Raw genomic sequence first — 23,461 nt, 5'->3', positions numbered from 1 at the left:
GTGCACTCCGGTCACCGCTCAGGCACCGAGCGCGTCGTTGCGGCTGATCAGGATGAAGTCCTCGTTGTACGCACTGCGCGGATGCGCCACGAACAGGGTGATGATGGGGTGCTCGTTGCCATCGCGCAGACGACGCTCCGGCTCGGTGCCGTCGGCCCCCTCGTCGCGCGCCCAGATGGGCGGGCTCGCGACGTCCGACGGGTCCCGGGGCTCGGCGCGACCGGCGCATGCGGCCAGGATGAAGCGGGCGTCTCCCTCACGCTCGCAGAGCGCTATGGGACCGTCGTCGTCCGCCACTGTCCGCCGGTCGCGGCCGAGACGCCAGTGCTCGGCACCCGCGCGTGTGCGCACCCAGTGCGCGTGGATCGTCATGGGATCGTTCGTGTTCGGTGCCATCGCCACCAACCTCCTCGCTCGTCGTACGGAAAGTAATGAAGGCGGCCGCAGGGCGCAATCCGTCCGGTGGGGACGGCAACGGGGCAGCGCCCTCTTTCCGGTGCGGGCACCGCTATAATGCGACGCTCGAATTCGCATACGGAATCCGCCGTGTCCGCTGCCAACGACCAACAGTTCATGGGAACCGCCCTCGGTGTGCTCGGGGCCCTCGTTGCCATCACCGTCCTGATCATCATCGCCGCGAATCTCGTGGGTGGTGACGACGATGCGCTGCAGGAGGCGGAAATCCGCCAGATAGAGGCGCGCGTGCAACCGGTTGCCATGGTGGCCACCGACGCGTCACAGCTCCCCAAGCCGGAGGAGAAGCCGGCGCTCGATCTCAGCGCCGCCGAGATCAACGAGCAGTTCTGCGCGGCCTGCCACGCCAACGGCACGCTGGGCGCGCCGGTGTTCGGCAGCGCCGACGCCTGGGCCTCCCGCCTGGAGGAAAAGGGACGCGACACGCTGGTGTCGCACGCCATCAACGGCTTCAACCAGATGCCCGCCCGCGGCGGCAATCCCGACCTCAGCGACGAGGATATCGAGAAGACCGTCGACTACATGCTGGAGGAAGCCGGCGTCTGATTCGCACGCTGCAGTCGATTCGCAACAGAGGGCGTGTCATATTTGGCACGCCCTTTGCTTTTTCAGGGGGTAGTCCGGATCGGCGTCTCTCGGCTGCCGAGGCAACGATCGGGGCTTTTCCACACTGTCTTACAAAACTGGAGAGGCTTCACTCATGATGACTTTCAAGCGAATCGTCGCAGCTGCAGCGCTGGGCACCGCCACCATGGCCCCCGGCGTGGCCTCGGCCGATCTGTCCGGCAACGCGGGTGTGATGAGCCAGTACCTGTTCCGCGGTCTCGAGCAGGGCCCCGCCGCCGCCGCCTACGGCGGTCTCGACTACTCGCACGACTCCGGCTTCTACGCCGGCACCTGGGCCGCGACCATCGGTTTCGCCAGCGCGAGCGGCACGAGCTCCGAGGTGGACCTCTACGCCGGCTTCTCCGGCGGTGATGCGGTCACCTACGACGTCGGCCTGATCTACTACTACTACAGCGAGGAGGACGAGCCGGGCGACGCCGATCCGACCAACAACACCATCGAGGTCTACGGCTCGCTGGGCTTCGGCATGTTCTCGCTGTCGGCCTACTACGCTCCGGACACCTACTTCGCCGCCACCAACCCCGACGGCAGCGATGCCGAGGGCGCCTACGGCATCTACGGCTCGATGAGCGCGCCGCTGACCGACATCCTGGCCTTCGACGCCGCCATCGGCCTGAACGGCGGTGAGGGCAACGAGGCGTTCGCCGGTCCGGACGAGGATCAGTACATCGAGTACAACGTCGGCGTGTCGGCCGGTCTCGACAACGGCTTCGGCTTCGGCTTCGGCTTCGTCGGCACCGACATCGAGGACGACGATCCCAAGCTCGTCGTCGACGCCAGCTACAGCTTCGATCTGTAAATCCCCAGAAGCTCCGCAGCACGACTGGGGGGTCGCATCGCGCGACCCCCCTTTTCTTTGCGCGGCCGGCGGTGCGGCTACACCGACCGCCGATCGAGATCCCGGTAGCGGACGGCTTCGGCGACGTGACCGGGGCCGATACACGCCTCCCCGGCGAGATCGGCCGCCGTGCGCGCGACCCGCAGCATGCGGTGGTAGGCGCGCGCCGAGAGCTGCAGGCGTTCGACCGCCTGCAGCAGCAGCGCCTCGGCATCCGCGCCGATGGCGACATCGCGCAGCGCCGCGACATCCAGCTCTCCGTTGAGACACCCCTGCCGCGCGTGCTGCAGATGCCGCGCCTCGCCGACCCGCCGGCGCACGCTCGCGCTCGACTCGCCGCCGCTTTCGCGGGCCGCGCTCAGCGCGCTGACCGGGACACGCGGCACCGGAATCTGCAGATCGATGCGGTCGAGCAGCGGCCCCGAAACCCGCCCGCGATAGCGGCCGACCTGTTCGGGCGTGCAGCGGCATTCGCGCTCCGGATCGCCCAGCCAGCCGCACGGGCACGGATTCATCGCCGCCACCAGGAGGAAGCGGGCGGGGAACTCGTCCGCGCGCGCGGCGCGCGCGATGCTGATGCGACCGGATTCCATGGGCTCCCGCAGCACCTCGATCGCATCGCGTCGCCATTCCGGCAACTCGTCGAGGAACAATGCACCATTGTGGCTCATGCTCACCTCTCCGGGGCGCGGCACGTTGCCACCCCCGGCCAGAGCGGCCGCCGAGGCGGAGTGATGCGGCGCACGAAATGGGGGCACGCCCCATTTTTGTGCATCGAAGCTGCCGGCAACCGAGTGGATGGCGCCAACCTCGAGGGCCTGCGCATCGGTGAGCGGGGGCAGCAGGCCCGGCAGTCGCGCGGCCAGCATGGACTTGCCGCTGCCCGGCGGACCGATCATCAACAGACTGTGCGCACCGGCGGCCGCGATCTCGAGCGCGCGGCGCGCCTGCGGCTGACCGGTAACGTCGGCCAGATCGGGAATCGCGCACGCACCATCGCCCGCCTCCAGCCGGTTCCGCTCCGCCGCACCTTCCGCCGCGGGCAGCGCGCCGGCGTGCACCGCCGCGCAGATCTCCGACAGCGTGTCGGCCGGGTGCAGCGGGATATCGTCGACCAGGGACGCCTCGTCGAGATTGGCGCGCGGCACCAGGACACCGGCGGCGCCGTGCTGGCGCGCGCGGGCCACGCTGGGCAGCAGGCCGCGGACGGGGCGCACGTCCCCGCCGAGCGAGAGCTCCCCCATGACCTCCACGCCGGCGAGCGGCCCGTGCGGAAGCTGGCCGGAGGCCATCAGGATGCCCAGCGCCATGGCGAGATCGAAGCGACCGCTGTCCTTGGGCAAATCGGCCGGCGCCAGGTTGACGGTGATGCGCCTTATCGGCACCTCGTAGCCGCACTGGAGGATGGCCGCCCGCACGCGATCCTTGGCCTCGCGCACGGCCGCCTCGGGCAGGCCGACCACATTCCAGCCCGGCAGCCCCGGGGCGAGATGGACCTCGACGGAGACCGGATCCGCCGCCAGCGCGTTGACGGCACGCGAGGCGACGGTGGCCAGGCTCAACGGTGGCCGGAGCCCGTGTCGCCTTCCAGGTCACGGATACGCGCTTCCAGCCCCTCGAGCTCGGCACGCGTGCGCGCCAGCAGCTCCGCCTGCGCGTCGAATCGCTCGCGCGACACGAGATCGAGCCGGTCGAGATGCGAGCGCAGCAGGGCGCGGAAGTTGGCTTCCACCTCCGCGCGCATGCCGCTCATCCCCGGCACGGCACGCACCAGGCGTGCGGCGAGCTCGTCGAGCTGTGGCGTCTCCGTCATGACCGAGAGTATGGCGCCCATGGGCGATCGATGCCAGACGCCGGCGCACCACGATGCAGCACCGGGTCTCCGATACGACCCGGGAGTTGGCACGACTCTCGCATAGGCATGGGGCATCCGAGCGCTGGCAGCCGTGCTCGGACTCACACGACCAAATGGAGTCTGGAATGAAACTCATCAGCGCAATCATCAAGCCGTTCAAGCTTGACGAGGTGCGTGAGGCCCTCTCCGAGATCGGGGTTCAGGGCATCACCGTCACCGAAGTCAAGGGCTTCGGCCGCCAGAAGGGGCATACCGAGCTGTACCGCGGCGCGGAATATGTCGTCGACTTTCTGCCCAAGGTGAAGATCGAGGTCGCCATCGAGCCGGACAAGCTCGAGTCCGCCATCGAGGCCATCACCAAGGCCGCGCACACCGGGAAGATCGGCGACGGCAAGGTCTTCGTCTTCGAGCTCGAGCAGGCCGTGCGCATCCGCACCGGCGAAACCGGCACCGACGCGCTCTAAGAACGTCGCCCCGAAACAGGAGCTAATCAATGGAATCGCAACTCGCTTACGCGCTGGATACCTTCTACTTTCTGGTAGCCGGCGCCTTCGTCATGTGGATGGCGGCAGGCTTCGCCATGCTCGAGGCCGGCCTCGTCCGCGCCAAGAACACGGTCGAGATCCTCACCAAGAACGTCACCCTCTTTGCCGTGGCCTGCATCATGTACCTGGTCATCGGCTACAACTTCATGTACGGCGGCGGCTACGTGCTGCCCGGCTTCGACCTCATCCTGAGCATGACCGACAACACCGCCGAAGCCGTCACGGCCGGTGGTGAGGGCGCGCCCTACTACTCCAACCTGTCGGACTTCTTCTTCCAGGTGGTGTTCGTGGCGACGGCCATGTCGATCGTCTCCGGCGCGGTTGCCGAGCGCATGAAGCTGTTCTCCTTCCTTGCCTTCGCGGTCGTCATGACCGGCGCCATCTACCCGATCCAGGGTCTGTGGAGCTGGGGCGGCGGCTTCCTGAGCGAGCTGGGCTACAGCGACTACGCGGGCTCGGGCATCGTCCACATGTGCGGCGCGGCCGCTGCGCTTGCCCTGGTCGTCGTGCTCGGTGCGCGCAAGGGCAAGTTCGGCCCCGACGGCAAGGTCAACGCCATCCCCGGCGCCAACCTGCCGCTGGCGACCCTCGGCATGTTCATCCTCTGGATGGGCTGGTTCGGGTTCAACGGCGGCTCCGAGCTCGCCGTCGCCAGCGTCGACAGCGCCAACAACGTTGCCCGCGTGTTCGTGAACACCAACATGGCGGCGTGCGGCGGCGTCATCGCAGCGCTCATCACGGCCAAGATCATGTTCGGCAAGGCCGACCTCACCATGGCCCTCAACGGCGCGCTGGCCGGTCTGGTGTCGATCACCGCCGACCCGCTCTCGCCGAGCAGCCTGCTGGCCACCATCATCGGCGCCATCGGTGGCGTGATCGTGGTGTTCTCGATCGTCGGCCTCGAGAAGATGAAGATCGACGATCCGGTCGGTGCGATCTCCGTGCACGGCACCGCCGGCATCTGGGGCGTGCTCGCCGTCGCCGTCTTCAGCGGCGCCAGCTTCGGCGCGCAGCTCATCGGTATCGCCGCGATCTTCGCCTGGACCTTCGTCCTCTCCCTGATCGTCGCCTTCATCATCAAGGCAGTGATCGGCCTCCGCGTCAGCGAAGAGGAAGAGGAAGCCGGCGTCGATATCGCCGAGTGCGGCATGGAAGCCTATCCGGAGTTCACCAACGAATAAGGCCCATGTAGATGCTCGTCTCCCGGTCTGAAAAGACCGATTGCGGGCTCCTTCGGGAGCCCGCTTTTTTTTGCCTTTCGCAACGGCACCGGGCTGGTGCGATCCCGGCCGTCCGGACATGCCCTGCCGCGGCAGCCAGACCGCGACCGGGCGGCGCGCTAGAAGGTGTACGCCAGACCGATCGTGAAGCGGTCCTCGTCCATCTCCAGGCCGCGCTTGTCGTTGTAGAAGGTGCGGTCGACGTCGACCCGCAGCGAGACGCTGTAGCGGTACAGCGGCACCGCCGCGCCGATCCCGGCGCGTACGCCGTGGAAGATCTCGTCGGCACCGGCCGAGCCGCCGGCATCGTCGACGCGCAGCTCGTAGCGCTGCCAGCGATAGCCGGCGCGCACGTATCCCAGGATGTTGCCGAAGAAGCCGCCGAGGACCGCCGAGGCGCCATAGCCGTAGTCGGACTGCAGCGTGAGCGAGGCATTCCCGGCGCCGTTCTCGACGGCGCCGCTTCCGGTGATGTCGGCATCGCTGATCTCGAGCTCGACGCCGAAGGCACCGTTCCCGACCGGGGCGAGCGACCCGAGCGCGACCCCGTAGCCCTCGCCGGAAGCCGAGAAGCCACCGCCCTCGGTTGCCGGACCGTTGACTTCGAGGTCGGCGGTCGAACCGAATGCCGTGACGTAGGGGCCGGGCACCAGAGCGGCACCCATGGCGGCAGGCATGGTCAGAAGCAGTGCGGCGGCCAGAGCACCGCGACCGTGAATGGCGACTCCCTGCATCACGCACTCCCCGAGTGGCATCGTAGAAGGCTCCGAGGCTAGCACAGCGCCCTTCGGGCGCCGTCGCCGGCCGTCACTCAGGGGCCGCCGGCTATGCGCTCGCGCAGTGCCGCGTGGCGCGCGCGATCGAGCGGGTAGCGCCAGACCAGCGCCACCACTGCCAGCTTCACCAGTACCGGCAGGCCCGCATACAGGAAGATGAGCATGTCGCGGGCGCCGTCGGTCTGCTGCCCGGCGGCGGCATCGAAGCCGGCCCATTCCAGCAGTGGATAGGTCAGCCCCACCGCCAGTGCGAAGGCGAGCTTGGTGGCCATGCCCCACAGGCCGAAGTAGAGGCCGGCACGCCCGCCGCCGCCCGCTGCGGTGTCCTCGTCGATGACGTCGGCCTGCATGGAGGCCGGCACCGCCTGATCGATCCCCAGGCATGCGCCCGACAACACGCAGATGAGCAGATACCACGCGAAATCCCCCTCGCCGAGCTGCGTGGCAAAGGCAAAGACCAGGGCTGCCCAGATCATCGACGCACACCAGATCCGGTGCTTGGCGCGGCCGCTTCCCAGCCGCATCCAAAGCGGCAGACCCGCCACCGCGGACAGGAAGTACACGATCAGCGCGATGCCCGCCTGCTGCTGGCCGACGTCCAGCACGTGCAGATTGAAGAACAGGAACAGCGTCGCGGGCACGCCATTGGCAGCACCGTTGGCCAGATAGGCCAGCAGCAGACGGCGAAACGGCCGGTTGGCGACGAGCAGGCGCATCCCCGCGCGCAGGTCGAGAGCCGCACGCTCGGGCACGTCCGTCTCGCGCACCATCGCGAGCAGCCAGGCCAGGCAGAGCGGCAGCGCTACCAGCATGAACCAGAACAGCGACTGCAGCCCCGCGGCCTCGCTGCCGGTCGCGCGCTGCACCGCCGTCGGCAGCAGGATCGCGACCAGCGTCCCCAGCACCGCGAATCCCTCGCGCGCCGCCGTGATCCGCGAGCGCTCGTCGTAGTCGGACGACAGCTCGGCGCCCCAGGTCTGGTAGGGCAGCGATACCAGCGTCCAGCCGAGATACGCGACCAGCGCCGCGAGCAGGAGGTACGGCCAGCCGGCGTGCGGCGGCGGCGCGAAGAGCCACCAGGTGCCCGCCAGCAGCAGCGGTGCGCCGGCGACGATGAAGGGCCGCCGCCGCCCGTATCGACCGCGCCACCGGTCGGACAGCCATCCCACACCCAGGTCGGTGACGACGTCCCAGATGCGCGCCCCGAAGAGCACGGCCCCCACCGCGGCCGCGCCGATACCGGGCAGCGCCGCGTAGTACGGCGGCAGGAAGACCACCAGCGGCAGCAGCATGGCGGTGAGGGGAAGTCCGGGTGCGCCGTAGGCGAGCAGCTCTCCCCGGCCGAGGCGCCGGACGGATGCGGGCATGGCGGGACTCCCGGACGACCCAGCACGGCCGCCCCGGAGAGGTCGGCCGCGCCGGATCTACGCGCTGCGGATCAGCGCTTGTCGATGCCCACGTAGTCGCGCTTGTCGGCGCCGGTGTAGATCTGGCGCGGGCGACCGATGCGCGTGGTCGGGTCCGAGGTCATCTCGATCCAGTGCGCCACCCAGCCGACAGTGCGCGCGATGGCGAACATCGGCGTGAACATGTTCACCGGGATGCCGAGTGCCTTGTAGATGATGCCGGAATAGAAGTCGACGTTCGGGTAGAGCTTGCGCTCGCGGAAGTAGTCGTCCTCCAGCGCGATGCGCTCGAGCTCCATGGCCAGCGCCATCTGCGGATCGTTCTCCTGCCCGAAGTGCTGCAGCACCTTGTGGCAGTGCTCGCGGATGATGGTCGCGCGCGGGTCGAAGTTCTTGTAGACGCGGTGCCCGAAGCCCATCAGGCGCACGCCCTCTTCCTTGTTCTTGACCTTCTCCATGAAGGGCTTGACGTTCTCGGGCGTGCCGATGTCGTCCAGCATGCGCAGTACCGCCTCGTTGGCACCGCCGTGCGCCGGCCCCCAGAGCGCGGCAATGCCGGCGGCGATGGAGGCGTACGGATTGCAGCCGGTGGAGCCGGCAAGACGCACGGTCGAGGTCGAGGCGTTCTGCTCGTGGTCGGCGTGCAGGATGAACAGCACGTCCAGCGCCTTCGCCGCTACCGGATCCACGTGATAGGGCTCGGCGGGTACCGCGAACATCATCTGCAGCAGATTCGAGCAGTAGTCGAGATGGTTCTGCGGGTAGATGAAGGGCTGCCCGAAGTAGCGCTTGTACGCCGCCGCCGCGATGGTCGGGATCTTCGCGATCATGCGGTGCGCGAAGATCTTGCGGTGCTCGGGATCCTTGTTGTTGGTGGTGTCGTGATAGAACGCCGACAGCGACCCGACGATGCCGGTGAGCATGGCCATCGGATGCGCGTCGTAGTGGAATCCGTCGAAGAATCGCTTGAGCGACTCGTTGATCATGGTGTGCCGACGGATGCTCTGATCGAACTCCTCGAGTTCGTCGGTGCCCGGCAGCTCGCCGTTGAGGATCAGATAGGCCACCTCGATGAAGCTCGAGTTCTGCGCCAGCTGGTCCACCGGGTAGCCGCGGTACATCAGCAGACCGGCGTCGCCGTCGATGTAGGTGATGGCCGACTCGCAGGAGCAGGTGCTGGTGAAACCGGGATCGAAGGTGAACACGCCCTGCTGGGCATAGACCTTGCCGACATCCAGGCCTTCGGGGCCGACGGTACCCGTCTTGACGGGCAGTTCGGTCTTGTCGCCGGTTTCCTCGTTGAGGAGGCTGTATTGCGCCATGGGCAGCTACTCCAGTTCCTTAGACGTCGGGGCGCGCAGGATAGTGCGCCGGATAGGGTGCGCGCGCGACCCCGCTGTCGACCGCGGCAGCGGCCACAGCGGGCGGCACGAACTCGATCAGGCGGGGATCGAGCGGCTTGGGAATGATGTACTCAGGCCCGAAGCTTAGCGAAGTTTGGCGATAGGCTTCCATGACGACGCGTGGCGCGGGCTCGTGGGTAAGCGCGCACAGCGCGTGGACCGCCGCGATCTGCATCTCGGTATTGATGCGCCGGGCGCGGACATCGAGTGCCCCGCGGAAGATGTACGGGAAGCCGAGGACGTTGTTGACCTGATTGGGGAAGTCGCTGCGCCCGGTGGCCATGATGACGTCGTCGCGCGCTGCCAGCGCCTCGGACGGCATGATCTCCGGCACCGGATTCGACAGCGCGAAGACGATCGGCTTCGGCGCCATGCTCTTGAGCATCTCCACCGACACCAGCCGCGGGCCGGACACGCCGATGAACACATCGGCGCCGTCGAGCGCGTCGGCCAGCGTGCGCCGGTCGGTATCCACCGCGAAGGACTGCTTCTCCGGCGGCAGGTTCTCGCGCCCGCTGTGGATGACCCCGGCGCGATCGACCATCAGCATGTTCTGTCGCGATGCCCCCATCGCCGCCAGCAGGTTCATGCTGGCAACCCCCGCCGCGCCGGCACCGAGGCAGACGATGCGGATGTCCTTGATGCGCTTCTCCTGCAGACGCAGCGCATTGACCAGGCCCGCGGCCACGATGATGGCGGTGCCGTGCTGATCGTCGTGGAAGACCGGAATGTCGAGGCGCTCGATCAGCGCCTGCTCGATGCGGAAGCAGTCCGGCGCCGCGATGTCCTCGAGATTGATGCCACCGAAGGTGGGCGCGATGCGCGCCACCGTCTCGATGAAGGCGTCCGGGTCGCTGGCGTCGACCTCGATGTCGAACACGTCGACATCGGCGAACTTCTTGAACAGGACCGCCTTGCCCTCCATCACCGGCTTGCCGGCCAGCGCGCCGGTGCGGCCGAGACCCAGCACGGCAGTGCCGTTGGTGATCACGCCGACAAGATTGCCGCGCGAGGTGTAGCGGAACGCCTGCTCGGGGTCGTTCTGGATCTCGACCACCGGCTCGGCCACGCCCGGCGAGTAGGCCAGCGACAGCTCCTCGGGCGTGGTGAAGGGCTTGGTGATCGCGATCGCCAGCTTCCCGGGCCGGGGCTTGGCGTGATAGTCAAGCGCTGCCTGCTTGAAAGCGTCGGACATCGGAGGCCGTCGGAACTGGTTCTACCGGAAGCGCCGCGATGCGGCGCACTGGGGTCCGCCGCGCGGGCGCAGCGGTGCCGCGACCGCGCGCACAGCGGCGGTCGCGGAAGACACAGTGTCGCTAGCCGCCGTAGCGCTTGCGGAAGCGATCAACGCGCCCGCCGGAGTCGAGGAGCTTCTGCTTGCCGGTATAGAACGGGTGGCAGCTCGAGCAGACTTCGACGTGCAGCTCGGACTTGCCGAGCGTGGACTGCGTGTCGAAGGTGTTGCCGCAGCTGCAGGTCACCTTGACCGGCGCGTAGGTGGGGTGGATATCGGCCTTCATCGCGAAAATCCGGGGGTTCAATAAAGGGCGCGGAGTATATTGGAAAGCGCGCCCGGATTGCCAGTGCGCGCGCATCGACGGCGCGCGGGTGGCGCCCGGCGCCGGAGATCAGTCGTTCTCCGCATCCACCGCCACGTCCCACTCGCCGGTTTCCGCGACCGTCACCCGCACCACCATCGGCCGGCAGCACACCGAGCAATCCTCGGTATAGGCGGCATCGCCCGCGGACAGGTCGATGGTCAGGGAGATCGTCTCCCAGCAGCTCGGGCAGGTCACCAGGGTCTCTTCGAGCATGACTCAGAGGAAGTATCCGAGCAGGGTGTTGAGATGGGCGCGACCGAGCGCGGTCGGCCGGGCACCGGCGTCGTCGACCTCGAGCAGCCCCTGCCGCTGCGCGCGCGCTATCACCGGCGCGACCTCCTCGCGACGCAGCGCCGTGCGCGCTTCGAGTTCCGGCCAGGCGAATCCGTCGTGCAGCCGCAGCGCGTTCATCGCGAACTCGAATGCCCGCGCTTCGCGCGCCACCTCGGATCGGTCCTGCAGCACGGCGGCGCTGCCGGCGGCGGGCATGTAGCGGCGCGGATGGCGCTGCCGCACGCGACGCTCCACGGCCAGACCCTCGTCGGTCGTGCTGCTGATCTTGCCGTGCGCGCCGGCGCCGATGCCGATGTAGTCGCCGAAGCACCAGTAGTGGCGGTTGTGATGACACTGCCGGCCGGGTCGCGCCCAGGCCGAGGTCTCGTAGGCCGCGTAGCCGCCCGCGGTCAGGCGCTCGCCGCCGGCATCGAGCATGGCGGCCGCGGTGTCCTCGTCCGGCAGCACCGGCGGCGCCGCCGCGAAGGCGGTGTTCGGCTCCAGCGTCAGGTGGTAGTACGAGATGTGCTCGGGGGCGAGCGCGAGCGCGGCGTCGACATCGGCCAGCGCACCGGCCATGTCCTGACCGGGCAGCGCGAACATGAGGTCGAGATTGACGTTGTCGAAGCCCGCGGCCCGCGCCGTCTCGAAGGCCGCGCGCGCTGCGGCGCCGTCGTGGACGCGGCCGAGCCGTCCGAGAGTCGCGTCGTCGAAGCTCTGCACGCCCAGCGAGAGCCGGTTGACGCCGGCGGCGCGGTAGCCGCGGAAGTGCTCGGCATCCACCGTCCCGGGATTGGCCTCGAGCGTGATCTCGCAGTCGGCGGCGAGACCGAAGCGGCTGTCGGCGGCCTCCAGGACCGCGGCGATGGTCTCCGGCGGGAACAGGCTGGGCGTGCCGCCGCCGAAGAACACCGAGACCAGCTCGCGCCCCCGCCAGATATCCGCGTCACCGGTGGTCCATTCCCAGTCGAGATCGCGCAGCAGTGCGGCGCCGTAGGCGTCGGCGGGCAGGGCGTCGTGCAGCGGATGCGAATTGAAGTCGCAGTACGGGCACTTCTGCACGCACCACGGCAGGTGCACGTACAGCGCCAGTGGCGGCAGTGCCGGGGTCATGGCGCGATGCCGGCCCCCTCGTCGCGCAGTCGCTCGGCGAGCGCCCGCAGCGCCCGGCCGCGATGGCTGAGCTGCCGCTTGTCGGCGGCCGACAGCTCGGCCGCCGCGCAGTCGCGCTCCGGCACATGGAACAGCGGGTCGTAGCCGAAACCGCCGTCACCGCGGGGTGCGTCCAGGATGCGGCCACTCCAGAACCCCTGCGCGATGATCGGGACGGGGTCTTCGGGATGGCGCAGCAGGGCCACCACGCAGACGAAGCGCGCGGCCCGGCGCTCGATCGGCACACCGTCCAGCGCCGCGAGCAGCCTGCGGTTGTTGGCGGCGTCGTCGGCGTCCTCGCCGGCGTAGCGTGCCGAGCGCACGCCCGGGGCACCGTCGAGCGCCGCCACCTCCAGTCCGGAATCGTCGGCCAGCGCCGGCAGACCCGAAGCGGCGGCCGCGAAGCGCGCCTTGGCGATGGCGTTCTCCACGAAGCTCGGCGCCGTCTCCTCGGCGGCGCCATCGCTGAACTCGGACAGCAGCGCGGGCGTCCTGCCCAGCGGCGCGAGCAGCGCGCGCAGCTCCTCGAGCTTGCCGGCGTTGCGGCTCGCCAGCACCAGGCGCGTCACGCCGCCTCCAGCGCCTCGCTCTGGGCGCGGGTGAGCTGCCCGACACCGCTCGCGGCGAGATCGAGCAGCGCGTCGAGCTCGTCGCGGCGGAAAGCATGCCCTTCGGCGGTGCCCTGCACCTCGATGAACTGGCCGGCGTCGTTCATGACCACGTTCATGTCGGTCTCCGCCTCGGAGTCCTCGGCGTAGTCGAGATCGAGCACCGGCACGCCCTTGTAGATGCCCACCGAGACGGCCGCGACCTGGCCGATGACCGGGTCGCGCCGCACCAGACCGCGCTGCCGGAGCTTGCGGACGGCATCCACCAGCGCCACGAAGCTGCCGGTGATGGCGGCCGTGCGCGTGCCGCCGTCGGCCTGCAGGACATCGCAGTCCAGCGTGACGGTGCGCGCACCCAGCGCGTCGAGATCGACGCAGGCGCGAAGGCTCCGGCCGATGAGGCGCTGGATCTCCTGGGTGCGGCCGGACTGCTTGCCGGTGGCGGCCTCGCGGCGGGTGCGATCGCCAGTGGCGCGCGGCAGCATGCCGTACTCGGCGGTCACCCAGCCGCCACCGGCGGCCTTCTTCCAGGGGGGCACGCGCTCCTCGACGCTGGCGGTGCAGAGCACGCGGGTGGCGCCGAAGCTCACCAGCACGGATCCCTCGGCGTGCATGGTGAAGCCGCGCTCGAAGGTGATGTCGCGCAGCGCGTCGGGGCTGCGTCCGGATGGGCGGGACATGGTCGGGCCGGGAAAAACTGGGCGCGCAGTATAGCCATCCGTGCTGTCCCACTCCCGCAGTGGTTCACTGACCCTTTCGGAGGCAATGTCATGCTCAGCGGTTTCAAGCGCTCGACTAGCAAGGCGCGCGGTGTAGTCGGACTGCATGAGCGACGTGCAACGCCGGCAGTCGCGTGCCTGGCAGGCGGGCCGCGCCGACGCTCTGAGTCACGGCACTACCTCCGAAAAGATCAGTAGCATGTTGACCATGGATCCGGAAGAACTGATCGACAACTTCGAGATGCTGGGCAGCTGGGAAGAGCGCTACGCCTACATCATCGAACTGGGGCGCGAGATGCCGCCGCTGACCGACGACGAGCGCACCGAGGCCAATCGCGTGCGCGGCTGCATGTCGCAAGTCTGGCTGGTGGCGGACGACGACCCCGGGAAGCTGGTGTTCCGCGGCGATTCCGATGCGCACATCGTGCGCGGCCTGATCGCACTGCTGCGCATGCTGATGTCCGAGCGCAGTCCGGACGAGGTGCGCGCCCTCGACATCGGCGACATCTTCGGGCGCCTCGGCCTGGAGAACCAGATCACCGCGAACCGCCGCAACGGCTTCTACGCGATGGTGGAGCGCATCCGCGCAATGGCGGCGGAGCGCGCGGCGTCCTGACCGCGCCGCAGCTCAGGGCTCTTCGTTCGTCCGCTCGCGCGCGTCCCGCGCCGCCTCGCGATCACGGTGCAGGTCGTCCTTGAGGGTGCCCTCCCACATCGGCGAGCCGGTGTAGTAGCCGGCACGGCCGATGGCGTGCGCGGCCACCGGCGAGGTCAGGGTGATGAAGCCGATGATGGCCAGCACACGCGCGGTCACGCCCGCATCCAGGAAGTGCAGCACCACGCCGAGGAGCATCAGGCCGGCGCCGAAGACGCCCGACTTGGTGGTGGCGTGCATGCGCGTCAGCAGGTCCGGCATGCGCAATGCGCCGAGCGCGGCGATCAGCATGAACAGCGCGCCCGCCAGCAGCAGCAGCTCCGCGATGAATTCCAGCATCAGTCCTCTCCCCTGCGCTCGAGATAGCGCGAGAAGGCGATGGCGGCGAGAAATCCGGTAAGGGCGAGCACCAGCGCGACATCGAGCGCGGCCGGCATGTCGGCGAACACCGCATTGGCGGCGATGAGCCCCACCGTCAGCGAGGCGATCAGCTCCAGCGCCACGACCCGGTCGGCCAGACTAGGGCCTGCGAGCAGGCGCAGCAGCGCCAGCACCAGCGCCAGCGCCAGCACGATGTAGACGGCCTCGCCCATCCAGCTCATCGCAGCAGCTCCAGGACGCGACGCTCGAGATCCTGCAGCTCGCGCAGGGTGTCGTCGTCGCCGTCGAGATACATCACGTGCACATAGAGGACGAAGGCCTCCTCGTCGATCTCCATGCTCAGCGTACCCGGCGTCAGCGAGATCAGGTTGGCCAGCATCGTGATCTCGGCGGGCGAGCGCGCCCGCATCGGCATGCGGATGACCGCCGGGCGCATCAGATGCGTCGGCGTCAGCACGTCGTATGCGACGCGCAGGTTCGACATCAGCAGTTCCTTCAGGAAGTAGCCGGCGAAGGCGACGCTGAGCGGCACCTTGCGGACGTAGGCGCGATAGTTGTCCTCGCTGCCCAGCGCGAAGGCGATGATGAGATAGCCGAGCACGAAACCCGTCACCAGATTGCCCAGCGAGAACAGGCCGGTGATTGCAGCCCAGGCCAGCATCAGCATGACGTTGAAGACGAAACCGGTCATGGCGCGCGGTCCCCGAGGACGGCCTCGATGTAGGCATCGCGGTCGAGCAGCTGGCCGGCGGCGGTGTCGGCCAGCGACCACAGGGCCTCGCCGCCGAGCCCCAGCGCGACGGTGCCCATGGTGAGAATCACCAGGACGGCGCCGATCGCGCGCGGCACCGCCGGCGGCGGCGCCGACGAAGGATGCGGCGCGGGGGCCCAGAACACGGACAGCCATACCCGCAGGATGGCGTAGAGCGTCAGCACACCCGCCAGCAGCGCGGCCGCCACCAGCGCCCAGGCATCGACCACCACCGCTGCCTTGATGATGATGAACTTGGCCCAGAAGCCCGACAGCGGCGGAATTCCCGAGAGCGAGAGCGCGCAGATCAGGAACAGCACGCCGAGCCAAGTGTGGCTCTTCCACAGCCCGCCGATGTTGTCGATGCGATGCGAGCCGGTGACGCCGAAGACGACGCCGGCGATGAAGAAGAGGTTGCTCATCACGATGATGTGATGCACCAGATAGAACACGCCGCCGGTCAGCGAGAGCTGGGTCAGCAGCGACAATCCCAGGAAGAGATAGCCGATCTGTCCGATGTGGGCGAATGCCAGCACGCGCCGGAACTCGCTCTGCACCATCGCGCCGCCGACGCCCGCGAGCAGCGTCCCCACCGCCACCCACTGCAGCACCCCGTGGGTGAAGGCGACATCCTGCGTGAACAGCAGGGTCAGACTGCGGTACAGCGCATAGACGCCCACCTTGGTGAGCAGTCCCGCGAACAGGGCCGATACCGCCACCGGTGCCGTGTGGTACGACGCCGGCAGCCAGAAGAAGAGCGGAAAGGCGGCCGCCTTGATGCCGAAGGCGAGCATGAACAGCGTCGCGATCACGGTCACCCGTTCCGGCGCCTCGACCGCATCCAGCTTGACCGCGAGATCCGCCATGTTGAGCGTGCCGGCGAGTCCGTACAGCAGGCCGATGGCGGTCAGGAACAGCGCCGAGGACACCAGGTTGAGCACGACGTACTTGATGGCACCCGCCATCTGCGCGCGCTCGCCGCCCATCGCCAGCAGCGCGAAGCTCGCCAGCAGCAGCACTTCGAACCAGACGTAGAGGTTGAAGATGTCACCGGTGAGAAAGGCGCCCGCCACTCCCGCCAGCAGAAGGTGCATCAGCGGGTAGTAGCCGGAGGTCTCGAGGCCCCGACCGACCGTCGATACGGAGTAGATCGCGACCGCCAGCCCGGTCAGCCCGGTCATCAGGGTCAGCACGGCGCCGAGCGCATCGGCCGCGAGGATGATCCCGAACGGCGCCGGCCAGCCCCCGGCGGCCAGCACCAGCACCCCGCCGTCGAGGACCTGCCACAGCAGCGCGACACTCACCGCCAGCATGGCGGCGGTCCCGCCGATGGCCAGCAACCGCTGCGAGAAGTGGGAACGCCAGAGCACCAGCGACAGCGCGCCGGTGAGCATGGGAATGAGAATGGGCAGTGCGACGAGCAGGCTCACTCGACTTCATCCTTGAGCATGTCGAGGTCGTCGGCCCCCAGCACCTCGTGCGCGCGATGGATCAGCACCACCGCGAAGGCCAGCACGCCGAAGCCGATGACGATGGCGGTGAGGATCAGCGCCTGTGCCAGCGGATCCGCGACCGGTCCCGCCGGCTCGTAGGCCCCCGGCGGCACGATGGCCGGCGCCGCCTCGGTGAGCCCGCCGGAAACGAAGATCAGCAGATTCGCCGCATTCGACAACAGGATCAGCCCGATCACCATCTTGGTCATCGAGCGCCGCAGCATCATGTAGAAGGCACAGCCGTACAGGCCGCCCACCGTGATCGCCAGCCAGGCCTCCATCAGCCCTCCGTCTCCGCCAGGGTCAGCACCATGATCAGCACGGCGCCGATGACCACGAGGTAGACCCCGACATCGAACAGCAGCGGGGTGCCCAGGTGGGTCTTGCCCACCACCGGCAGGGCGACATCCACCCAGAGTCCCTGGAACAGCGTGCCCTTGCCGCTGAACGGCGCCATCATCGCCGCGAGCAGCGCCACCAGCAGCCCGATGCCGACCAGCCGGCGCGGGTCCACGCGCAGCACGCCGCGCGCCGAGCGGATATCGGCCGCGAACAGCTTGAGCGAGATCGCCGACGCCGCGACCAGTCCGGCGATGAAGCCGCCGCCCGGCTCGTTGTGACCGCGCAGCAGCAGGTAGATCGACAGGACCATCAACAGCGGCAGCAGCACCTGGCCGGCCGCGCGCAGGATCAGCGAAGCGCTCATGCCGCGAACCTCCCGTCCCGCTTGCTGACGTTGCGCTCGCGCAGCAGCGCGTAGACACCCACGGCGGCCAGCGCCAGCACGAAGATCTCGCCCAGCGTATCGAGGGCGCGGAAATCGACCAGGATCACGTTCACCACGTTGCGGCCGTGGCCGTCGGGCACCGAGTGCTCCAGCAGCCAGCCGGAGATCGAATCGAACTCCCGATTGCCGGCGACCATCCACAGCAGGCATGTCATCAGCGCTGCAAAGGCCACCGAGACGGCGCCGTCGCGCAGGCGCGCCGGCCGCGACGACAGACGCTTGAATCGCGGCATGCGGAAGATCACCAGCATCAGGAGGATCGTGGTGAGAGTCTCGATGAGCACCTGGGTGATCGCCAGATCCGGCGCCGAGTACCACACGTAGAGCAGCGCCACGCCGAAGCCCAGCGCCCCCAGCGCGATCACCGATACCAGCGCCGAGCGCGTGTCCAGCGCCGCCACGGCCGATACCAGCACCAGCACGGCGATCAGGCCGGGTACCACGCCGGGCGCCCCGAAGAGGCTCGCGGACAGGCCGATGTCCGCGCGCAGCACCAGGGTGAGGCCCGAGAAGACCAGCGCCACGACCATCACCGTGAGTACGTAGGAGCGCAGCAGGCCGCTCTGGAGGCCGTCGGTCGCGCGCGCGGCCAGCGCCTCCAGACCGCGCATGAGCCCGCCGTAGCCGGCCTCGGGACCGCAGCGCTCGGGCAGCGACCAGGCCGCCAGCGCCGGCTGCCAGCGCGGCCAGGCGAAGAACAGCAGTAGCGCCGCCGTCAGCGATAGCGCCGACAGCAGCAGCGGCAGATTGAAGCCGTGCCAGAGCGCCAGATGGCTCTCCGCACCCGGCTGCACCGCGCCCGCGGCCGGCTGCAGCAACCAGCTCTCGGCGAGATGCGGCATCAGGCCGAAAGTGACGCTGCCGATCCCCAGCACCACCGGCCCGATCAGCATCGGCCAGGGCGCCTCGTGCGGGTGCGCGGCCGGCGCCTGCATCGGCCCCAGGAAGAACACGCGCAGCACCAGGGTGGCCATCATCACCGCCACCAGACCGCCGGCTACCGCTCCGGCCACCCCCATCAGCGCGTGGACATGCAGCCCGGTCTCGATGAGCAGCTCCTTGCCGATGAAGCCGAACAGCGGCGGCAACCCGGCCGCCGAAGCGGCGGCGATCAGGGCGAAGGCGGCCGTGACCGGCAGCGCGCGCGCCAGCCCGGACGCCTCACGGATGTCCTTGGCGCCGGCCTCGTGATCGACGATGCCGGCGACCAGGAAGAGCGCTCCCTTGTAGAGCGCGTGCACCAGCAGGAAGGTGACCGCCGCCACCGCCGCGCCCATGCCCAGCAGCATGGTCAGGGTGCCCAGCGCCATCACCGTGGTGTACGCCAGCACCCGTTTCACGCCCGAGCTGCGGAAGGCCATCGCCGACCCCAGCAGCATGGTGACGGCACCGGCCGGCACCAGCCACCAGAACCAGTGCGCGTGCTCGCCCAGTGCCGGGTGCAGACGCGCCAGCAGATAGACGCCGGCCTTGACCATGGTCGCGGAATGCAGATACGCCGACACCGGGGAGGGCGCCGCCATCGCATTGGGCAGCCAGAAGTGGAACGGGAACTGTGCGCTCTTGGTGAAGCAGCCGATGACCACCAGCGCCAGCGCCAGCCCCGCGCCGGGCCGCGTGTGCAGATCGTCCGTGGCAAGGATGTCGCTGATGCGGTAGCTGCCGGCCAGCTCGCCGAGCACCACCATGCCGGCGAGCATCACCAGGCCGCCGGCCACGGTCACGATCAGACCCTGCAGTGCGGCTGCGCGCGACTTCTCCGATTCGTGCTCGTAGCCGATCAGCATGAAGGAGGTGATGCTGGTGAGCTCCCAGAACACGAAGAGCAGCAGCAGGTTGTCGGCCAGCACGACGCCGAGCATGGCGCCCATGAAGCCGAGCAGATAGCAGAAGAAGCGGCCCGCGCGATCGTCGCCCGCCATGTAGCGGCTGGAGTAGGCCACCACCATGGAGCCGATGCCCAGCACCAGCGTGCTCATCAGCATCGACAGACCGTCGAAGCGGAAGTCCGCCGCCACCTGCAGGCCCGGCATCCATGGCAGGGATTCCAGTGCCGCGGTGCCGTCGAGCACCGTGCCGCCGTGCAGGCTCAGCAGCCAGACCAGCAACCCGAGCGGCAGCACCGCCAGCAGCATGCCGCCGCGCGGAGCGCCGGCCCGCAGCAACCAGGGTGCGACGGCTGCGGCGGCGAAGCAGGCCAGTGTCGCGATGAGCATCGCGTGGGTCGCGGCCTCTGCGGCTGGCACCTGCGGGGTCCTCCCTCTTCCTTAGCTGCGGTGACTGGGGGTATCGGGCAGCCAAGGGTAATGCACATGGCGACCGACCGGGCCGTGCAGCACGGAGCATGCCAGCTGTTCGGCCACCCGCTGTGCGGGCACCGGTCGGTAGCGCGCGAGTGGACCGCGCAGTGCCGGCCCGAGCGCGGGCGCGAGCTTCTGGGCGAGATCCTCGGCGGGTCGGGTCTGCCCGCGGACGCCCAGCAGCAGCGACGGCCGCATGATGTGCAGGGCCTCGAAACCCAGCGCGTCGAGCGCCTGCTCGACCTCGCCCTTGACGCGCAGATAGTGCGAACGCGCTCCGGGCGCCGCGCCCACCGAGCTGACCAGACCGAAACGCGACGCGCCCATCCCGCGCGCGCGCTCCGCGAAACGCAGCGTCAGATCGCGATCCACTGCGGCGAAGGCCTCGCGCGAACCGGCCTCGCGGTGCGTGGTGCCCAGGCAGCAGAACGCCGCATCAACCGCCGGCGCATCGGCAGCGTCGAGCCAGTCCCAGTCGTGCCAGGACGGCCCGCCCTCGCCGGCAGCGGCGGGAACGGTGCGCGCCAGTGCATGCACGCCGGATACCTGCGCATCGCCCAGCAGGTTCGCGACCAGCGCCTGCCCGACCAGGCCGGTTCCTCCGGCAACCAACGCGATCATCCCGCTCCTCTCCGACATTGGACAACGTCCCCGGCCTTTGGCAGCTTGCCGGGCACCAGTCTAAACAAACACGGGTGCCGCCCATGCCGGACTTCGTTCTCGACGCGCGACTGCAGCAGGACTGTCTGCCGATCACCGACTTCCCGCTGTGCCGGCTGCTGATGATGAACGACGCGCGCTTCCCGTGGTTCCTGCTGGTACCGCGCGTGCCCGGCGCACACGACGCCATCGATCTCGATGCCGATGACTACCGCCGGCTCTGGGACGAATCCGGCGAGCTGTCCCGGGCCATGCGCACTGCCTTCACGCCCCACAAGCTGAACGTCGCGGCGCTCGGCAACCAGGTCGCCCAGCTGCACGTGCATCACGTCGCGCGCTTCCGGGATGATGCGGCCTGGCCGCGCCCGATATGGGGCGAGGGCGCGCCGGAAGCGTGCGACGAGAGCCTCGTCGCCCACCGTCGCGGCGAACTCCTCGCGGCACTGCCCGGCCGGCTGCGCCCGCATTGATGGCACGAGACGCCGGCGGACAAAAGTTGCCTTCCGTTGTGGCTACACTGTCCGCCGGGTCAATACAGCAAGGCGCAGCAACGCGCGGTACAACACCTGCCACGCTGCCATGGGGAGAACGCACCGAATGAATTACCTAGTCACCGGCGCCACCGGCTTCATCGGCCGATTTCTGGTCGCGCGTCTGCTGCAGGACAGCGATGCGCAGGTTCATGTTCTGGTGCGCGAATCCTCGCGCGACAAGGTCGAGAAGCTGAGGAACGCGCTCGGCGAGGATGCGGCATCCCGGCTGCACGCGGTCTGGGGCGACATCGCCGAAGCCGGCCTGACCTCCGCCAGCGCGCGCAAGAAGCTCGCCGGGAAGATCGACCACATCTTCCATCTGGCGGCGGTGTACGACATGAACATGGACGACGCCACCGCCGACCGCATCAACACCGAAGGCACGCGCAACGTCGTGGAATTCGCCAACGGCCTGGGCGGCGACGTGCGCCTCCACCACATGAGCTCGGTGGCGGTCGCGGGGAACCAGTTCGAAGGCCAGTTCACCGAGGACATGTTCGACGAGGGTCAGTCCCTCGACCATCCCTACTACCGCACCAAGTTCGAATCCGAGCGCATCGTGCGCGAGGAATGCCGCGTGCCCTTCCGCATCTACCGGCCGGGCGCCGTGGTGGGCTCGTCCGAAACCGGCGAGATGGACAAGGTCGACGGGCCGTACTACTTCTTCAAGACCATCCAGCGCATCCGCGACACGGTTCCGCGCTGGCTGCCGATGATCGGCATCGATGGCGGGCGCGTGCCGGTGGCACCGGTGGACTACGTCGCGCTGGCCATGTACGCGCTGGCGCACAAGCCGGACGGCGACGGCGAGTGCTTCCATCTCATCCAGTCGCAGTCGCCGAGCGTGGGCGAGCTCATCGGCGTGCTGCTGGAGGCCGCACACGGCCCCGAGATCGCGCGCAGCATCGATGTCGGCCGCTTCGGCACCCTGCCGTCGCCGGTACGCCAGGTGACCAACTCGATGATCCGCGTCGTGCCGGGCAGCGTGCTGCGCATGGCCTCGCGCGCGCTGGGTGTGCCGGTGTCGGTGCTGGGCTACATCTTCAACCCGGCCGTCTTCGACGACCGCAAGGCGCGCGCCGCCCTCAAGGGCACCGGCGTGAAGTGCCCCGACATCCGCGACTACGCCGACAAGCTCTTCCAGTACTGGGAAGTGCACCTCGACCTCGATACCCATGTCCCGGCTTCGCTCCAGCGCAAGCTGGGCGGCAAGGTGGTGCTCATCACGGGTGCCTCCAGCGGCATCGGGTTCTCGGTGGCCAAGAAGCTGGGCGCGGCCGGGGCCAAGATGGTGCTCGTCGCCCGCACCCCCGAGAAGCTGGAACTCACCCGCCACATCATCGAGAAGGCCGGCGGCGAGGCCCACTGCTACCCCTGCGATCTCAACAGCATGGAGGCCATCGACGCGATGGCGCAGCAGGTGCTGCACGACTTCGGCCACGTCGACGTGCTCATCAACAATGCCGGTCGCTCCATCCGTCGCGCAGTGTTCGAGTCCTTCGACCGCTTCCATGACTACGAACGGACGATGCAGCTCAACTACTTCGGCGCGGTGCGGCTCATCATGAACCTGCTGCCCGAGATGGCACGACGCAAGTCCGGCCACATCATCAACATCAGCTCCATCGGCGTGCTTGCCAACGCCGCGCGCTTCTCCGCCTACGTTGCCAGCAAGGCGGCACTCGATGCCTACACGCGCTGCCTGTCCGCCGAGGTGCGCTCGCGCAACATCCACACCACGGCCATCTACATGCCGCTGGTGCGCACCCCGATGATCGCTCCCACCAAGATGTACGACTACGTCCCGACCTGGACGCCCGAGCAGGCCGCCGACACCGTCGTCGACGCCATCGTCAAGCGCCCCAAGTCCATCGCCACCCCGGTGGGTACCGCGGCCGCGCTCAGCTACGCCGTCTGGCCCAAGGTCAACGACTACATCCTCTCCAAGGGCTTCCAGCTCTTCCCGTCCTCGAGCGCTGCACAGGGCGTCAAGGAAGGCGGCAAGCCGACCATCGAGCAGGTCGTCTTCGCCAACCTCTTCAAGGGGGAGCATTGGTGATTTCGCGACCGACTTGCCTGCGGCAAGTCGCGGCGCGAAATCACGCCAGCACATGGATGTGCTGGCGCGGGTCACTTAGCGAGGCAAGGATGCCGAGCTTAGTGACCGCGGCGGCCGCCAGCACGAGACCGCCAATGTCGCCTGCATCCCAAAATGCTGAGAGTGCCAGCGACCGACTTGCCTGCGGCAAGTCGCAGCGCGAAATCACGCCAGCACATGGATGTGCCGGTGCGGGTCACTTGGCGAGGCAGGATGCCGAGCCTGGTGACCGCGGCGGCCCATAGCACGAGGTTCGCGCACACAGCCCAGGGCCATCGGCCACAAGCCGCTAACGCGGCCCCAGCC

General features: G+C 68.7%; 27 protein-coding genes. 7 read left to right on the top strand and 20 right to left on the bottom strand.

From position 1 onward, the window contains the following. Window positions 1-18 precede the first annotated feature (18 nt). Window positions 19-372: a hypothetical protein gene (locus KAH28_RS10405; protein WP_290576332.1), complete on the bottom strand. Its 354-nt coding sequence runs from the start codon at window positions 370-372 to the stop codon at window positions 19-21. A gap of 174 nt (window positions 373-546) precedes the next feature. On the opposite strand from KAH28_RS10405, the gene KAH28_RS10400 reads away from it, so the two are divergent. After that, window positions 547-1,020: a c-type cytochrome gene (locus KAH28_RS10400; protein ID WP_290576330.1), complete on the top strand. Its 474-nt coding sequence runs from the start codon at window positions 547-549 to the stop codon at window positions 1,018-1,020. Between the two features lie 154 nt (window positions 1,021-1,174). Further along, window positions 1,175-1,900 (top strand): TorF family putative porin, encoded by a 726-nt coding sequence (locus KAH28_RS10395; RefSeq protein ID WP_290576328.1) that lies wholly within the window; start codon window positions 1,175-1,177, stop codon window positions 1,898-1,900. A 77-nt stretch (window positions 1,901-1,977) separates the two neighbouring features. On the opposite strand, the gene KAH28_RS10390 is transcribed toward KAH28_RS10395, so the two are convergent. Together KAH28_RS10390 and KAH28_RS10385 are read right to left on the bottom strand one after the other, a co-directional pair. Then, entirely contained in the window at window positions 1,978-3,501 is a 1,524-nt protein-coding gene (locus KAH28_RS10390; RefSeq protein ID WP_290576326.1) for a YifB family Mg chelatase-like AAA ATPase, read from the bottom strand. Continuing rightward, entirely contained in the window at window positions 3,498-3,773 is a 276-nt protein-coding gene (locus KAH28_RS10385; protein WP_290576324.1) for an accessory factor UbiK family protein, read from the bottom strand. Before KAH28_RS10385 ends, KAH28_RS10390 begins: the two co-directional genes overlap by 4 nt. 146 nt (window positions 3,774-3,919) lie before the next feature. On the opposite strand from KAH28_RS10385, the gene glnK reads away from it, so the two are divergent. Both glnK and KAH28_RS10375 read left to right on the top strand, forming a co-directional pair. Further along, the gene (gene glnK / locus KAH28_RS10380; protein WP_290576322.1) at window positions 3,920-4,258 is read left to right on the top strand and encodes a P-II family nitrogen regulator; all 339 of its coding nucleotides are present in this window, start codon (window positions 3,920-3,922) and stop codon (window positions 4,256-4,258) included. 29 nt (window positions 4,259-4,287) lie between these two features. Continuing rightward, a complete protein-coding gene (locus KAH28_RS10375) occupies window positions 4,288-5,520 on the top strand; it encodes an ammonium transporter (protein ID WP_290576321.1) in 1,233 nt (410 codons plus the stop codon). A gap of 158 nt (window positions 5,521-5,678) precedes the next feature. Here KAH28_RS10375 and KAH28_RS10370 read toward each other — a convergent pair whose 3' ends face one another. The 9 genes from KAH28_RS10370 to rph form a co-directional block, all read right to left on the bottom strand. Continuing rightward, window positions 5,679-6,293 carry an outer membrane beta-barrel protein gene (locus tag KAH28_RS10370; RefSeq protein ID WP_290576319.1) on the bottom strand — a complete coding sequence of 205 codons (615 nt, stop codon included), beginning with the start codon at window positions 6,291-6,293 and terminating at the stop codon, window positions 5,679-5,681. 77 nt (window positions 6,294-6,370) lie between these two features. Continuing rightward, a complete protein-coding gene (locus tag KAH28_RS10365) occupies window positions 6,371-7,702 on the bottom strand; it encodes an MFS transporter (protein ID WP_290576317.1) in 1,332 nt (443 codons plus the stop codon). Between the two features lie 71 nt (window positions 7,703-7,773). Next, window positions 7,774-9,063 (bottom strand): citrate synthase, encoded by a 1,290-nt coding sequence (locus tag KAH28_RS10360; RefSeq protein WP_290576315.1) that lies wholly within the window; start codon window positions 9,061-9,063, stop codon window positions 7,774-7,776. A gap of 19 nt (window positions 9,064-9,082) precedes the next feature. Beyond that, window positions 9,083-10,339: a malic enzyme-like NAD(P)-binding protein gene (locus KAH28_RS10355; protein WP_290576313.1), complete on the bottom strand. Its 1,257-nt coding sequence runs from the start codon at window positions 10,337-10,339 to the stop codon at window positions 9,083-9,085. Between the two features lie 121 nt (window positions 10,340-10,460). Further along, complete coding sequence (gene rpmE, locus KAH28_RS10350; protein WP_290576310.1) at window positions 10,461-10,664, bottom strand: 50S ribosomal protein L31; 204 nt, start codon at window positions 10,662-10,664, stop codon at window positions 10,461-10,463. A gap of 108 nt (window positions 10,665-10,772) precedes the next feature. Then, entirely contained in the window at window positions 10,773-10,958 is a 186-nt protein-coding gene (locus tag KAH28_RS10345; RefSeq protein WP_290576308.1) for a CPXCG motif-containing cysteine-rich protein, read from the bottom strand. 3 nt (window positions 10,959-10,961) lie between these two features. Then, complete coding sequence (hemW, locus tag KAH28_RS10340) at window positions 10,962-12,131, bottom strand: radical SAM family heme chaperone HemW (protein WP_290576306.1); 1,170 nt, start codon at window positions 12,129-12,131, stop codon at window positions 10,962-10,964. Continuing rightward, a complete protein-coding gene (gene rdgB / locus KAH28_RS10335) occupies window positions 12,128-12,739 on the bottom strand; it encodes an RdgB/HAM1 family non-canonical purine NTP pyrophosphatase (RefSeq protein ID WP_366918165.1) in 612 nt (203 codons plus the stop codon). The genes hemW and rdgB overlap by 4 nt, the downstream gene beginning before the upstream one ends. After that, a complete protein-coding gene (rph, locus tag KAH28_RS10330; protein WP_290576305.1) occupies window positions 12,736-13,458 on the bottom strand; it encodes a ribonuclease PH in 723 nt (240 codons plus the stop codon). The genes rdgB and rph overlap by 4 nt, the downstream gene beginning before the upstream one ends. 247 nt (window positions 13,459-13,705) lie before the next feature. Here rph and KAH28_RS10325 point away from each other — a divergent pair, with 247 nt between their 5' ends. Beyond that, window positions 13,706-14,113 (top strand): SufE family protein, encoded by a 408-nt coding sequence (locus KAH28_RS10325; RefSeq protein WP_290576304.1) that lies wholly within the window; start codon window positions 13,706-13,708, stop codon window positions 14,111-14,113. Between the two features lie 12 nt (window positions 14,114-14,125). Here the strand turns inward: KAH28_RS10325 and mnhG are convergent, their stop codons facing one another. The 8 genes from mnhG to KAH28_RS10285 are packed head-to-tail and all read right to left on the bottom strand — an operon-like array spanning window position 14,126 to window position 20,485. Continuing rightward, window positions 14,126-14,491, bottom strand: a complete 366-nt coding sequence (gene mnhG / locus KAH28_RS10320; RefSeq protein ID WP_290576303.1) for a monovalent cation/H(+) antiporter subunit G — start codon at window positions 14,489-14,491, stop codon at window positions 14,126-14,128. Further along, the gene (locus KAH28_RS10315; RefSeq protein ID WP_366918168.1) at window positions 14,491-14,745 is read right to left on the bottom strand and encodes a monovalent cation/H+ antiporter complex subunit F; all 255 of its coding nucleotides are present in this window, start codon (window positions 14,743-14,745) and stop codon (window positions 14,491-14,493) included. The genes mnhG and KAH28_RS10315 overlap by 1 nt, the downstream gene beginning before the upstream one ends. A 5-nt stretch (window positions 14,746-14,750) precedes the next feature. Further along, the gene (locus tag KAH28_RS10310) at window positions 14,751-15,224 is read right to left on the bottom strand and encodes a Na+/H+ antiporter subunit E (RefSeq protein WP_290576300.1); all 474 of its coding nucleotides are present in this window, start codon (window positions 15,222-15,224) and stop codon (window positions 14,751-14,753) included. After that, on the bottom strand, window positions 15,221-16,714 hold the full coding sequence (locus KAH28_RS10305) for a Na+/H+ antiporter subunit D (protein WP_290576298.1): 1,494 nt from the start codon (window positions 16,712-16,714) through the stop codon (window positions 15,221-15,223). Before KAH28_RS10305 ends, KAH28_RS10310 begins: the two co-directional genes overlap by 4 nt. Beyond that, on the bottom strand, window positions 16,711-17,058 hold the full coding sequence (locus KAH28_RS10300) for a Na+/H+ antiporter subunit C (RefSeq protein ID WP_290576296.1): 348 nt from the start codon (window positions 17,056-17,058) through the stop codon (window positions 16,711-16,713). The genes KAH28_RS10305 and KAH28_RS10300 overlap by 4 nt, the downstream gene beginning before the upstream one ends. Continuing rightward, window positions 17,058-17,483: a Na+/H+ antiporter subunit B gene (locus KAH28_RS10295; RefSeq protein WP_290576294.1), complete on the bottom strand. Its 426-nt coding sequence runs from the start codon at window positions 17,481-17,483 to the stop codon at window positions 17,058-17,060. The genes KAH28_RS10300 and KAH28_RS10295 overlap by 1 nt, the downstream gene beginning before the upstream one ends. Then, window positions 17,480-19,780: a hydrogen gas-evolving membrane-bound hydrogenase subunit E gene (gene mbhE / locus KAH28_RS10290; RefSeq protein ID WP_366918167.1), complete on the bottom strand. Its 2,301-nt coding sequence runs from the start codon at window positions 19,778-19,780 to the stop codon at window positions 17,480-17,482. Before mbhE ends, KAH28_RS10295 begins: the two co-directional genes overlap by 4 nt. 51 nt (window positions 19,781-19,831) lie before the next feature. After that, a complete protein-coding gene (locus tag KAH28_RS10285) occupies window positions 19,832-20,485 on the bottom strand; it encodes an NAD-dependent epimerase/dehydratase family protein (protein ID WP_290576290.1) in 654 nt (217 codons plus the stop codon). 83 nt (window positions 20,486-20,568) lie between these two features. On the opposite strand from KAH28_RS10285, the gene KAH28_RS10280 reads away from it, so the two are divergent. Further along, window positions 20,569-20,994, top strand: coding sequence for an HIT domain-containing protein (locus tag KAH28_RS10280; protein WP_290576288.1), 426 nt, complete (start codon window positions 20,569-20,571; stop codon window positions 20,992-20,994). 127 nt (window positions 20,995-21,121) lie between these two features. After that, window positions 21,122-23,116 (top strand): SDR family oxidoreductase, encoded by a 1,995-nt coding sequence (locus KAH28_RS10275; protein WP_290576287.1) that lies wholly within the window; start codon window positions 21,122-21,124, stop codon window positions 23,114-23,116. The last annotated feature ends 345 nt before the right edge of the window (window positions 23,117-23,461 follow it).

The sequence above is a fragment of the Algiphilus sp. genome (assembly GCF_023145115.1).
Classification (GTDB): domain Bacteria; phylum Pseudomonadota; class Gammaproteobacteria; order Nevskiales; family Nevskiaceae; genus Algiphilus.
The sequence above is the reverse complement of the archived record's forward strand: the minus strand, read 5'-3'. Positions and strand labels throughout refer to the sequence as shown.

Bases quoted from the DNA above. Each gene is read 5' to 3' on its own strand.
- KAH28_RS10405 (WP_290576332.1), bottom strand. From the start codon at position 372: ATGACGATCCACGCGCACTGGGTGCGCACACGCGCGGGTGCCGAGCAC.
- KAH28_RS10395 (WP_290576328.1), top strand. From the start codon at position 1,175: ATGATGACTTTCAAGCGAATCGTCGCAGCTGCAGCGCTGGGCACCGCC.
- KAH28_RS10385 (WP_290576324.1), bottom strand. From the start codon at position 3,773: ATGGGCGCCATACTCTCGGTCATGACGGAGACGCCACAGCTCGACGAG.
- glnK (WP_290576322.1), top strand. From the start codon at position 3,920: ATGAAACTCATCAGCGCAATCATCAAGCCGTTCAAGCTTGACGAGGTG.
- KAH28_RS10375 (WP_290576321.1), top strand. From the start codon at position 4,288: ATGGAATCGCAACTCGCTTACGCGCTGGATACCTTCTACTTTCTGGTA.
- KAH28_RS10370 (WP_290576319.1), bottom strand. From the start codon at position 6,293: ATGCAGGGAGTCGCCATTCACGGTCGCGGTGCTCTGGCCGCCGCACTG.
- KAH28_RS10365 (WP_290576317.1), bottom strand. From the start codon at position 7,702: ATGCCCGCATCCGTCCGGCGCCTCGGCCGGGGAGAGCTGCTCGCCTAC.
- KAH28_RS10360 (WP_290576315.1), bottom strand. From the start codon at position 9,063: ATGGCGCAATACAGCCTCCTCAACGAGGAAACCGGCGACAAGACCGAA.
- KAH28_RS10355 (WP_290576313.1), bottom strand. From the start codon at position 10,339: ATGTCCGACGCTTTCAAGCAGGCAGCGCTTGACTATCACGCCAAGCCC.
- rpmE (WP_290576310.1), bottom strand. From the start codon at position 10,664: ATGAAGGCCGATATCCACCCCACCTACGCGCCGGTCAAGGTGACCTGC.
- KAH28_RS10345 (WP_290576308.1), bottom strand. From the start codon at position 10,958: ATGCTCGAAGAGACCCTGGTGACCTGCCCGAGCTGCTGGGAGACGATC.
- hemW (WP_290576306.1), bottom strand. From the start codon at position 12,131: ATGACCCCGGCACTGCCGCCACTGGCGCTGTACGTGCACCTGCCGTGG.
- rph (WP_290576305.1), bottom strand. From the start codon at position 13,458: ATGTCCCGCCCATCCGGACGCAGCCCCGACGCGCTGCGCGACATCACC.
- KAH28_RS10325 (WP_290576304.1), top strand. From the start codon at position 13,706: ATGGATCCGGAAGAACTGATCGACAACTTCGAGATGCTGGGCAGCTGG.
- mnhG (WP_290576303.1), bottom strand. From the start codon at position 14,491: ATGCTGGAATTCATCGCGGAGCTGCTGCTGCTGGCGGGCGCGCTGTTC.
- KAH28_RS10315 (WP_366918168.1), bottom strand. From the start codon at position 14,745: ATGGGCGAGGCCGTCTACATCGTGCTGGCGCTGGCGCTGGTGCTGGCG.
- KAH28_RS10310 (WP_290576300.1), bottom strand. From the start codon at position 15,224: ATGACCGGTTTCGTCTTCAACGTCATGCTGATGCTGGCCTGGGCTGCA.
- KAH28_RS10300 (WP_290576296.1), bottom strand. From the start codon at position 17,058: ATGGAGGCCTGGCTGGCGATCACGGTGGGCGGCCTGTACGGCTGTGCC.
- KAH28_RS10295 (WP_290576294.1), bottom strand. From the start codon at position 17,483: ATGAGCGCTTCGCTGATCCTGCGCGCGGCCGGCCAGGTGCTGCTGCCG.
- mbhE (WP_366918167.1), bottom strand. From the start codon at position 19,780: ATGCTCATCGCGACACTGGCCTGCTTCGCCGCCGCAGCCGTCGCACCC.
- KAH28_RS10285 (WP_290576290.1), bottom strand. From the start codon at position 20,485: ATGATCGCGTTGGTTGCCGGAGGAACCGGCCTGGTCGGGCAGGCGCTG.
- KAH28_RS10280 (WP_290576288.1), top strand. From the start codon at position 20,569: ATGCCGGACTTCGTTCTCGACGCGCGACTGCAGCAGGACTGTCTGCCG.
- KAH28_RS10275 (WP_290576287.1), top strand. From the start codon at position 21,122: ATGAATTACCTAGTCACCGGCGCCACCGGCTTCATCGGCCGATTTCTG.